The sequence below is a fragment of the Dietzia sp. HMSC21D01 genome (assembly GCF_001815995.1).
In the GTDB taxonomy this organism is placed as follows: domain Bacteria; phylum Actinomycetota; class Actinomycetes; order Mycobacteriales; family Mycobacteriaceae; genus Dietzia; species Dietzia cinnamea.
This window is the reverse complement of record NZ_KV823943.1, coordinates 1-10,277: the sequence shown is the minus strand read 5'-3', so window position 1 is coordinate 10,277 and position 10,277 is coordinate 1. Positions and strand designations below refer to the sequence as shown.

The window sequence follows — 10,277 nt, the reverse complement described above, 5'->3', positions numbered from 1 at the left end:
GGACCCGGCGACGCCGACCAGAAGGTCGACGCGATCGCCCGGGCCCTCGACCGCGCCCGCGACCCCGGCGCGACCGTGGCCGCAGCCCTGCTGTCCGACGTCGTCCGCTCCGCGCTGGCCGACCTGTCCGGCGCCTCCGCCGGCGCCCCGTCCCCGGGCGACGTGATCCTCGGCGACCTCGTGAGCGCGGCGCCCGACGAGACCCCCGACAGCGTCCGCGACCGCGCCACAGAACTGTCCGGGACCTCCCTGCCGTACGTGGCCGGGTGCTCCGACCTGTCACGCCGCGTGCCGGTCAACCGCGTCGACGAACTGAGCACCGAGTGGGCCGGGACCCCGCCGTTCGGGGAGATCCTCGCCGCGCAGCTGTCCGCATGCTCCACCTGGCCCGTCCCCGGGCAGGCCCCGGTCAGCGTGCCCGCCGACGTCCCGGTCCTGCTCCTGGGCGGGATCGCCGACCCCGTCGCCGGCGCCGCCGCCGTCGAACCGTCCGTCGCCGCGCTCACCGCCGCCGGCGCCACCGACGTCCGCACGCTCACCTGGGGCGCGCCCGGGTCGCGGGTGATCCTGCACTCCGGGTGCGCCCGAACCGCGGTGACCGGATTCCTGGCCGACCCCGACACCGCCGAGGACTCCGCCGCCTGCCCGTCCTGACCGACCGGAGCGCCTCGCCCGACCCCGGAGGGCCAGGCGGTACCCTGCCTGACGTGCCGTTGCCCACCCGAAACACGATGACCGTGCCCCGCGTCCTTGCCCACGTGTTGTGGCCGTTGGCGATCATGACCGTCATCCACCGTGTCCTGATCCGGGCCGTCAACGGCTCGATCACCAACGATTTCGGCACGGTCTACGCCGCCACCAGGCGGTTCCTCGCCGGCGAGCCGGTGTACGCCGAGAACCTGCTGACCGTCCAGCCGCACTACCTCTACGCCCCCAGCGGGACGTTGATGCTGGCCCCGTTCGGGATGATCGACAACTACACGCTCGCCCGCTGGCTGTTCATCGGCCTCAACACCGCCGCGATCATCGCCGCGCTGTGGCTGCTGATGCGGCTGTTCGACCTGGACGTCCGGTCGTTCGCCGCCCCCGCGATCCTGCTGGCCGCGTTCTGCACGGAGGCCGTGACCAACACGCTGGTGTTCACGAACGTCAACGGCGTGATCTTCCTCTGCCAGGTCGCGTTCCTGTACCTCCTGCACCGCCGGCGCCTGTGGTGGGCCGGCGTGGCCATCGGCCTGTCGCTCGCGATCAAACCGATGCTGGCGCCTCTACTCGTGCTGCCGCTCATCCGCAGGCAGTGGCAACCGTTCGTCACGGCCGCCGCGATCCCCGCCGTGGCCATGGCCGCCGGCTGGGCGCTGACCGTCGACGCCCGCAGCTACCTCGACACCACACTGGCCTACATGGGCGAGGTGCGTGACTACTACAACAGCTCGCTCGCGGGGCTCGGTCTGTACTACGGGGTCCCGGAGCCGCTCATCCTGGTCGCGCGGATCCTCGTGGTGGCCGCGACGCTGCTGGCGGTGTGGCTGCTGCTCGAGTACCGCCACAACCACGAGGTGCTGTGGCTCGCCACCACCTCCGGCGTCGTCCTCACCGGTGTGTTCCTCGTCTCCACCCTCGGCCAGATGTACTACTCCATGATGCTCATCCCCATCATGCTCACGGTGGTGCTCGACAGGTCCCTGGTGCGCACCTGGCCGGCGTGGCTCGCCGCCTACGGGTTCTTCACACTCGACTTCTGGGAGTCGACACGCTGGCCGTACTACGGGCGGCTGCTCGAGTTCGCGCACCCGACCCTCGGCTGGCTGCTGCTGTTGGCCACCGTCCTGGTGGTGCTCCTGTGGCGCCGCTCGGACCCCAGCCGCCACGAGCGGATCGCACCGGCTGCCGCGGCGGCGTAACCTGCGGGCATGAGCAAGCCCACCGACAGCCACACCCCCCAGCCCGACTTCACCCTCGACGACGCCGAGTGGCGCCGCCGCCTCACCCCGGCGGAGTACCAGGTCCTGCGGCAGGCCGGGACCGAGCGGCCCTTCACGGGCGAGTACAACGACACCAAGACCGAGGGCGTCTACCGTTGCCGCGGCTGCGGTGCGGAGCTGTTCCGCAGCGACGCCAAGTTCGAGTCGAACTGCGGCTGGCCCTCGTTCTTCACTCCGCTGGCCGGCGACGCGGTCATCGAGCGCGAGGACACCTCGCTCGGCATGACCCGCACCGAGGTCATCTGCGCCAACTGCCACGGTCACCTGGGACACGTGTTCGCCGGCGAGGGCTACGGCACGCCCACCGACCTGCGATACTGCATCAATTCGGTGAGCCTGACGCTCGAGCCCGCCGAGGGCTGAGCGCGACACGCGCGAAAGGGGCCGACCGGATCAGTTCCGGCCGGCCCCTTTTCCGCGCTCTGTCGGGTGAGCGTGGACCCTACGGCAGGGACGCGGTGAGCTGCGCGGCCGTGACGCGCGGCCCGGTGAAGAACGGGATCTCCTCGCGCACGTGGCGACGGGCCTCGGTCGAGCGCATGATCCGCATGAGATCGACGATGCGGTCGAGCTGCGGCGCCTCGAAGGCGAGGATCCACTCGTAGTCACCCAGCGAGAACGCGGGCACGGTGTTCGCGCGGACGTCCGGATACTCGCGGGCGGCGCGACCGTGCTCGGCGAGGATCTGGCGCCGCTCTTCGTCGGGCAGCAGGTACCACTCGTAGGAACGCACGAACGGGTACACGGAGATGTACGCTCCCGGTTCCTCCTCGGCGAGGAACGCGGGGATGTGGCTCTTGTTGAATTCGGCGGGCCGGTGCAGGGCGGTGTTGGACCAGAACGCCGTGCTGGCCCGGCCGAGCAGGGTGGTGCGTCGGAAGTCGTTGTAGAACCGCTGCAGGTCCTCGATGTGTTCGGCGTGGGTCCAGAACATGAAGTCGGCCTCGGCGCGCAGGCCGGAGACGTCGTACAGTCCGCGCACCACGACGTCCGTGCCCTCGTAGCGGGCGAGGAAGGTCTCGAGATCCGCGGCGACCGCGTCCCGGTCGTCTCCGAGCTGCCCGGGCGTCACGGTGAAGACCGAGAACATGAGGTAGCGCAGGGTGGAGTTGAGCTTCTTGTAGTCGAGGCGTGCCATGGCTCAATCCTGCCACTTCGCGGCCAGCCGACGGGCCGCGGCCCGTGCCGACCCGATACAGGCGGGTACCCCTACGCCCTCGGTCGCCCCGCCGACGAGCTCCACGCCGGGTAGCCGCTCGGCCAGCTCGGCCCGTACCCCGGCGATCCGGGCGTCGTGACCGGGGCCGATCTCGGCGAGTGCGTCCGTCCAGCGGCGCACCCGCGAGTGCAGGATCGTCGGCACCGAGCCGCACAGTCCCCCCAGCGCGGACCCGGCCATCCGGGTGAGGGCGGCGTCGTCGGAGGCGAGCACCTCGTCGTCGTCGAGTCGCCCGAACGACACCCGCACCAGGTGACCGGGGCGGGTGTCGAGGTGGGGCCACTTGTGGCTCGTGAAGGTCATGGCCTTGAACGGCACCGGTTCGTCGGTTGCGACGAGGATTCCGGACCGCTCGGGGAGGTTCGTCGAGCGGTCGACCTCGAGCGCGACGACGGCCGAGGAGGCCGTGCGGATCCCGGACAGCGCCTGTTCCCCGGCGTCGAGGCCGCCGGCGGCGGTGAGAAGCGGCGCGGCGTGGCGAACAGGGACGGCGACGACGACGAGGTCCGCGTTCTCGGTCCACGACCCGCGGTCGCCGGCGACCGCCAGCGTGTATCCGTTGCCCTCGCGACGCAGGGAGGTGCACCTCGCGCCCGTGCGGATCAGGGCGCCGGAGGCGGCGGCGAGTGCGTCGACGAGGACGCGATAGCCGCCGTCGAGAGTGGCGAACACCGGGCCGGGCGTGCGGGTGCCGGTGAGCTGGCGGGCGGCGGCGGTGAGGCTAGGTGCGCCGCGATCGAGCGCCTCGGCGAGCCCGGGCACGACCTGGCGCAGGCCGAGCCCGCTGCTGGGGGCGGCGTACACCCCGCCGAGCATGGGATCGACGAGCCGGGCGACGACCGCGGGGCCGAACCGCTCGGCGACCAGGGCGCCCAGGGACACGTCCGAGCCAGGCTCCCACGCGAGCGGCAGATCCGCCTCGCGCGCGGCGACTTCCCGCTCGGCGGGGCCGAGCACCTCCGACAGGGCGTCGACGTCCGACGGCAGACCCATGAGGGTCCCGCGCGGCATGGGGACCGCGCGCCCGCCGGTGAGGATGGCCGGCCCGAGCGGGCCCGGGTGGCGCAGCGAGTCGGTGAGGCCGAGTTCGACGACGAGCTGTGAGGCCTCGGGGCGGCGGGCGATGAACGCCTCCGCACCGAGCTCCATGGGCCCCGACGGGAAGTCGACCGTGTGCAGCGCTCCCCCGGGTGACGCCGACGCCTCGAGGACGGTCACGTGGGCGTCGGGGAGCTCCAGGGAGAGCTGGTAGGCGGCCGTCAGTCCGCTGAGGCCGCCCCCCACCACGACGACCCGCGGCGACGTCTCCGTCACTTGCCGGAGAGTTCGTGGACGAGCTCCACCACGTGGGTCACGGCACCCGCGTCGGTCGCGGGCAGGACCCCGTGGCCGAGGTTGAAGACGTGCCCGGCGGAGCCGGCCTCGCGGGCGCGGCGCCCCTCCTCGAGGATGCGCCGGACTTCGCCGTCCAGGGCCGAGCGGTCGGCGAAGAGCATCGCCGGGTCGAGGTTGCCCTGCAGGACCTTGCCGGGCACCCGGGCGGCGGCGTCGTCGAGTGGGATGCGCCAGTCCACGCCCACCACCTCTGGGCCGGCTTCACTCATGGCGCCGAGCAGCTCGCCGGTGCCCACGCCGAAGTGCGTGCGCGGTACCGAGGAGATGACCTCGTCGGAGAAGATGCGCGTGGAATGCGGCAGGACCAGAGAGCGGTAGTCCCGCTCGGTCAGCGCCCCGGCCCACGAGTCGAAGAGCTGGATCGCGTCGACGCCCGCCCCGATCTGCGCGCGGAGGAACACGGTCGTGAGGTCGGCGAGCTTGCCCATCAGCGCGTTCCACACCTCGGGGCGGGAGTACATGAGCGACTTGGTGTGCTCGTGGTTGCGGCTGGGGCCGCCCTCGATGAGATAGGAGGCCAGGGTGAAGGGCGCGCCCGCGAAGCCGATGAGGGCCACGGCCGGGTCGAGCTCCGCGGTGATGAGCCGGACCGCCTCCTCGATGGCCTCCAGTCGGTCCGGGGTGAGCTCGGGCAGCGCGGCCACGTCGGACTCGTCGCGGATCGGCTCGGCCACCACGGGACCGGTCCCCGGGACGATGTCGATGTCCACGCCGGCCGCGGCCAGGGGGATGACGATGTCGGAGAAGAAGATCGCCGCGTCCACGCCGTGACGGCGCACCGGCTGCAGCGTGATCTCGCAGGTCATCTCCGGGTCGAAGCACGCCTCGAGCATGGTCGAGCCGCCCCGGACCTCCTTGTACTCGGGCAGGGACCGTCCCGCCTGGCGCATGAACCACACCGGCGTGTGCGACCCGCCCCTGCCCGTCACCTCGTCGAGGTAGGGGCCGGTCCCGGCGCGACGGCCCGGGGCCACGGCCACCCGCTCGGTGGTTCCGGCGCCGGGGGCGCCGCCGGGAAGGGGGGACGAGGACGCATCAGAGTTCAACACGCCTCCATCGTCCCATGAAGTGACCGCCGGGGCCGGTCTGCCCACCCGGCCAGGTGACGGCGCGCCTCTTCCACGCCCGTGGCGGTGGTCGCTAGCGTGACGACCTGTGAGCACATCGGTCAATGACGGCGAGCCCGAGGTCTTCCGGGCGGCGGTCGAGTCGCTGTCGCGGCTCGAGGTCCGCCCCGAGATCTCGGTCGGCCCGATCCGCCCGCCGCAGCGACTGGCGCCCTACAGTCACGCCCTCGGTGTGGAGATCCTCCCGCCCCGGGGCGACGACGTGCCGGAATTCTCCGACGGCGACGCGTTCGGCCGGCTCATCCTGCTGCACGACCCGTCAGGCGACGACGCGTGGAACGGCACCCTGCGGTTGGTCGCGTACATCCAGGCGGACATGGAGGCCTCGTTGGCGGGTGATCCGCTCCTGCCGCAGGTGGCGTGGAGCTGGCTGACCGAGGCGCTCGACGAGGAGGCCGGACCGTACACGGCCCTCGGCGGGACCGTCACCAGCACGGCCTCCGTCCGCTACGGCGACATCGCCGGCCCCCCGCAGGCCCATCAGCTGGAGCTGCGCGCGTCGTGGACGGCCCTCGAGCCGGACCTCACCGGCCACGCGTCGGCGTTCTGCAAGACCCTGGCGCAGGCCGCCGGCCTGCCGCCCGTCGGGGTCACGTCCCTGCACGGACGGGCGTGAGCGGGCGCCGCCGCGGCGAGACCCCGCCCGGGGCGGCGCCTCCCCCTGCCGAGTACGAGTTCATCGACGACCTCTCCGGAATCGGTGCGGTCGTCGACGCCCTGGACGCGTCGTCCGAGCCGATCGCGGTGGACGTCGAACGCGCCTCCGGGATCCGCTACTCCGAGCGCGCGTTCCTCCTCCAGCTCCGCGTCCCCGGCGAGCCCGCCCTGCTCGTGGACCCGGAGACCCCGGGCCGGACCGTCGGACCGCTCGCCACCGTCCTCTCGGAGCGGCCGCTGCTGTTCCACGCCGCGAGCCAGGACCTGCCGTCCCTCCGCGAGCTCGGCATCCATCCCACGTCGCTGGTGGACACCGAGCTCGCCGGCCGGTTCCTCGGGATCGAGAGGGTCAACCTCGCCGCCATGATCTCCGAGCACCTCGGGATCGGGCTGGCCAAGGCGCACTCGGCCGCGGACTGGTCCCGCCGGCCGCTGCCCGCCGCGTGGCTCGACTACGCGGCCTACGACGTGCTGTTACTCCACGAACTGGCGGACGAGGTGCTGCCCCGACTCGACGCCCTGGGCCGCCGTGAGTGGTTCGAGGCGGAGTGTCGGCACCTCGTCGACTCGGTCCCGGCCCCGGCCGCCGCCGACCCCTGGCGACGTCTGACGCGCCTGTCGAGTCTGCGCGACGCCCGCCAGCTGGCCCGCGCGCGGGAGCTGTGGATGGCCCGCGACCGCGTGGCCGCCGAGCGGGACATCGCCCCCAAGCGATTGCTGGCCGACGCCGCCGTCATCGAGGCCGCACGGGTAGGCCCGACCAGCCGGTCCGCGCTACTGGCGATCGACGGTTTCGACGGCCCGCAACGCAGACGCCTGGTCGGCGAATGGCTGGCCGCACTGGAATGGGCCGACGGGCTCGGCCGCGAGGACCTGCCGTCACGTCAGGGGCCGCCCGCCGAGCATCCCCCGCACGCGTCCTGGAAGCGCAACGAGCCAGAGGCCGCCGCGCTCCTGGACGTCGCGCGGGAGGCGATCGCCGCTCTCGCCGACGACCTGGGCATCGACCAGGGGCTGCTCCTCAAGCCTTCGACACTGCGGCTGTGGGTCTGGCGTGCGGCAACCACCACTCCCGCCGACGACGCCGAACTGCTCCATGAGGTTCTGCGTGAGGAAGAAGCACGCGAGTGGCAGATCGAGTTGACGACCGGCCCCCTGCTCGAGGCGGTGCGCCGGTTCCGGGCGGAGAGCTGACCCGCCTGGTCGGCCGGGCCGCGGTCACAGTGCCAGGCGGGCCCTGATGCTCTCGGCGATCCCCTCCGCGGTCAGGCCGGCCTCGGAGAGGATCTCTGCGCGGGAGCCGTGGTCGAGGAACTCCTGCGGGATGCCCAGTGCGATACGGTCGCACTGCACCGCGGCACCGTCCAGGCGGGCCGAGACCGCGGACCCGACTCCGCCGTGGAGTCCGTTGTCCTCGACCGTCACCACCAGGCGGCGGCCGCGGGCGGACTCGACGATCGACGCCGGCACGGGGTAGACCCACCTCGGGTCGACCACGTCCACGGAGATCCCCTCGGCCTCGAGCGCGCGGGCCGCGGCCACGGCCGGAGCGACCATGGGGCCCACGGCCACCACCAGCACCTCGGCATCACCCGGGCCGTGAACGCGGTCCACGCCGTCCTCGGAGGTGGCCAGGGCCGGCACGGGCTCGCCCACGGAGCCCTTGGGGAAGCGCACGACAGTGGGGCCGTCGTCGACGGCCACGGCCTCGCGGAGCTCCTGGCGCAGGGTGAGCGCATCGCGCGGCGCGGCCACCCGCACGCCGGGGACGATGCCGGTGAGCGACAGGTCCCACATCCCGTTGTGGCTGGCGCCGTCGGGGCCGGTCACGCCCGAACGGTCCAGCACCAGGGTCACGGGCTGACGGAGGAGGGCGACGTCCATGAGGAGCTGGTCGAAGGCCCGGTTGAGGAAGGTCGAGTAGACGGCCACCACGGGATGCATCCCGCCCAGGGCCAGCCCGGACGCGGAGGCAACCGCGTGCTGCTCGGCGATACCGACGTCGAACATCCGATCGGGGAACCGCTCGCCGAACGCCGCGAGCCCGGTGGGCCCCGCCATCGCGGCGGTGATCGCCACGACGTCGTCACGCTCTGTGCCGATCGCGCAGAGCTCCTCGGAGAACACCGAGGTCCAGTCGACGGACGACGAGGTCGACAGCGGCTTGCCGGTCTCGGGGTCGATCACCCCGGTGGCGTGCATCTGATCGGCCTCGTTGTTCTCCGCGTGGACGTAGCCCATGCCCTTGCGGGTGACCACGTGGACCACCACCGGGCCCCCGAAGTCCTTGGCGAGTCGGAGTGCCGCCTCGGTGGCGGCGAGGTTGTGCCCGTCGACCGGACCCATGTACTTGAGGCCGAGGTCGGCGAACAGCTCCTGGGGAGACACGACGTCCTTGACGCCGGCCTTGATGCCGTGCAGTACCGAGTAGACCGCTTTGCCGACGACATCCTTGCGGGCGGTCAGGGCGCTCTTCGTCCGGTCCATCGCCTTCTCGTACGCGGGCTGCAGACGCAGGGCACCCAGCCGCTCGGCGAGACCGCCAATCGTCGGTGAATACGATCGCCCGTTGTCGTTGACGACGATCACCATGGGCCGGTCCTTCGCGGCCGCGATGTTGTTGAGGGCCTCCCACGCCATGCCACCGGTCATCGCCCCGTCCCCGATCACGGTGACGACGGTCCGGTCGCGCTCGCCACGCAGCGCGAAGGCCTTGGCGAGCCCGTCCGCGTACGACAGCGACGCGGTGGCGTGCGAGGACTCGACGATGTCGTGCTCGCTCTCCGCCCGGCACGGGTAGCCGGAGAGGCCCCCGCGGGTGCGCAGGCCGTCGAAGCAATCCCGGCGCCCGGTGAGCATCTTGTGCACGTATGACTGGTGCCCGGTATCGAAGACGATGGGGTCGCGCGGCGAGTCGAACACGCGGTGCAGGGCGACCGTCAGCTCGACGACGCCCAGGTTGGGTCCGAGGTGCCCGCCCGTGGCAGCGACCTTGCGGATGAGGAACTCGCGGATCTCGCCGCACAACCGGCCCAACTCGTCGGGTCCGAGCCCCCTGAGGTCCGAGGGGCCGTTCACCTGATCGAGCACGCTCATTGCTGTCGACTGCCCCTTCCCTGTCCGACACCCCGATGGGTCGAATCGCCAGTCTACGGGCTGAGGGCCCGCCGGCTCGCCCGCGGTCGGTCGGTCGGCCGCCGACCGCCGTGGCGGTTCAGCGCGCGACCGGGGCATCCAGCACCGCGATCCCCTCGACATGGTGGGTACCGGGGAACGCAGCGACGCCACGCAGGTCCGTCAGCGTCCACCCGGCCGCGACGAGCGCGCCGACGTCCCGGGCCAGACTCGCGGCGTCGCAACCGACGTGGACGATCCGTGACCGGGCCACCTCCGCCAGGCGCTGCATGACGGGGATGCCGGCGCCCCCGCGCGGCGGGTCGAGCACGACGACGTCGGGCGCCCGGCGGGCGTCGGCGTCCAACGCGTGGTCTTCGAGGAACGTCTCGACCCTCGAGCGCACCGTGTGCACTCCCGGGCCGGCCGCGGACGCCGTGTCCGGGTCGCCGGATCCGGAGGTGGTCGACACCGCCCCCAGCGAGGCCGAGGACGACTCCACCACCGTCACGTCCGCGCCCGGAACGGCCTCCCGCACGGCCGCGGCGAACAGTCCGGCGCCCCCGTAGAGGTCCCAGACGACGGGCTCGTCCGGAAGTCCCGGGGCCTGCGCCACGGCCGTGCGGACCGCCGACGCGTAGTGGGTCGCCGCGCTGCGGTGGGCCTGCCAGAAGGCCTCGGGGGGCAACCGCCACTCCCGCTCCCCCACGCGCCGCACGACGTCGGGTCCGCCGGTGACGAACTCCCAGTCCGCCGCCCGGGAGCGCCGCGCCCGGGCCC

General features: G+C 72.6%; 9 protein-coding genes and 1 pseudogene. 5 read left to right on the top strand and 5 right to left on the bottom strand.

Features of this window, described 5'->3' with window-relative positions; genetic code table 11:
- From HMPREF3086_RS10165 to msrB, 3 genes are all read left to right on the top strand, one after another.
- A partial coding sequence (locus tag HMPREF3086_RS10165; protein ID WP_210401859.1) for an alpha/beta hydrolase occupies positions 1 to 654 on the top strand: 654 nt, incomplete at its 5' end.
- Positions 655 to 707: 53 nt separating this feature from the next.
- Positions 708 to 1,904, top strand: coding sequence for a glycosyltransferase family 87 protein (locus HMPREF3086_RS10160; RefSeq protein WP_232303085.1), 1,197 nt, complete (start codon positions 708 to 710; stop codon positions 1,902 to 1,904).
- Between the two features lie 9 nt (positions 1,905 to 1,913).
- Positions 1,914 to 2,348 (top strand): peptide-methionine (R)-S-oxide reductase MsrB, encoded by a 435-nt coding sequence (gene msrB, locus HMPREF3086_RS10155; protein ID WP_061227702.1) that lies wholly within the window; start codon positions 1,914 to 1,916, stop codon positions 2,346 to 2,348.
- Positions 2,349 to 2,427: 79 nt separating this feature from the next.
- Here the strand turns inward: msrB and hemQ are convergent, their stop codons facing one another.
- Genes hemQ through hemE form a run of 3 tightly spaced genes read right to left on the bottom strand, consistent with a single transcriptional unit; the run spans position 2,428 to position 5,648 of the window.
- Positions 2,428 to 3,123: a hydrogen peroxide-dependent heme synthase gene (gene hemQ / locus HMPREF3086_RS10150; RefSeq protein ID WP_061915572.1), complete on the bottom strand. Its 696-nt coding sequence runs from the start codon at positions 3,121 to 3,123 to the stop codon at positions 2,428 to 2,430.
- A 3-nt stretch (positions 3,124 to 3,126) separates the two neighbouring features.
- Positions 3,127 to 4,518 carry a protoporphyrinogen oxidase gene (gene hemG / locus HMPREF3086_RS10145; protein WP_070721656.1) on the bottom strand — a complete coding sequence of 464 codons (1,392 nt, stop codon included), beginning with the start codon at positions 4,516 to 4,518 and terminating at the stop codon, positions 3,127 to 3,129.
- Complete coding sequence (hemE, locus tag HMPREF3086_RS10140) at positions 4,515 to 5,648, bottom strand: uroporphyrinogen decarboxylase (protein WP_061227705.1); 1,134 nt, start codon at positions 5,646 to 5,648, stop codon at positions 4,515 to 4,517. The genes hemG and hemE overlap by 4 nt, the downstream gene beginning before the upstream one ends.
- Positions 5,649 to 5,754: 106 nt before the next feature.
- Here hemE and HMPREF3086_RS10135 point away from each other — a divergent pair, with 106 nt between their 5' ends.
- Together HMPREF3086_RS10135 and HMPREF3086_RS10130 are read left to right on the top strand one after the other, a co-directional pair.
- Complete coding sequence (locus tag HMPREF3086_RS10135) at positions 5,755 to 6,342, top strand: DUF3000 domain-containing protein (RefSeq protein WP_007627671.1); 588 nt, start codon at positions 5,755 to 5,757, stop codon at positions 6,340 to 6,342.
- Positions 6,339 to 7,577: an HRDC domain-containing protein gene (locus tag HMPREF3086_RS10130; RefSeq protein ID WP_061227706.1), complete on the top strand. Its 1,239-nt coding sequence runs from the start codon at positions 6,339 to 6,341 to the stop codon at positions 7,575 to 7,577. The genes HMPREF3086_RS10135 and HMPREF3086_RS10130 overlap by 4 nt, the downstream gene beginning before the upstream one ends.
- A gap of 24 nt (positions 7,578 to 7,601) precedes the next feature.
- Here HMPREF3086_RS10130 and dxs read toward each other — a convergent pair whose 3' ends face one another.
- Together dxs and HMPREF3086_RS18975 are read right to left on the bottom strand one after the other, a co-directional pair.
- Entirely contained in the window at positions 7,602 to 9,479 is a 1,878-nt protein-coding gene (gene dxs, locus HMPREF3086_RS10125; RefSeq protein WP_061227707.1) for a 1-deoxy-D-xylulose-5-phosphate synthase, read from the bottom strand.
- Between the two features lie 118 nt (positions 9,480 to 9,597).
- Positions 9,598 to 10,277: pseudogene (locus tag HMPREF3086_RS18975) on the bottom strand (class I SAM-dependent RNA methyltransferase); the annotation flags it as partial.

Coding starts and splice junctions, on each gene's coding strand:
- msrB (WP_061227702.1), top strand. CDS start 1,914: ATGAGCAAGCCCACCGACAGCCACACCCCCCAGCCCGACTTCACCCTC.
- hemQ (WP_061915572.1), bottom strand. CDS start 3,123: ATGGCACGCCTCGACTACAAGAAGCTCAACTCCACCCTGCGCTACCTC.
- dxs (WP_061227707.1), bottom strand. CDS start 9,479: ATGAGCGTGCTCGATCAGGTGAACGGCCCCTCGGACCTCAGGGGGCTC.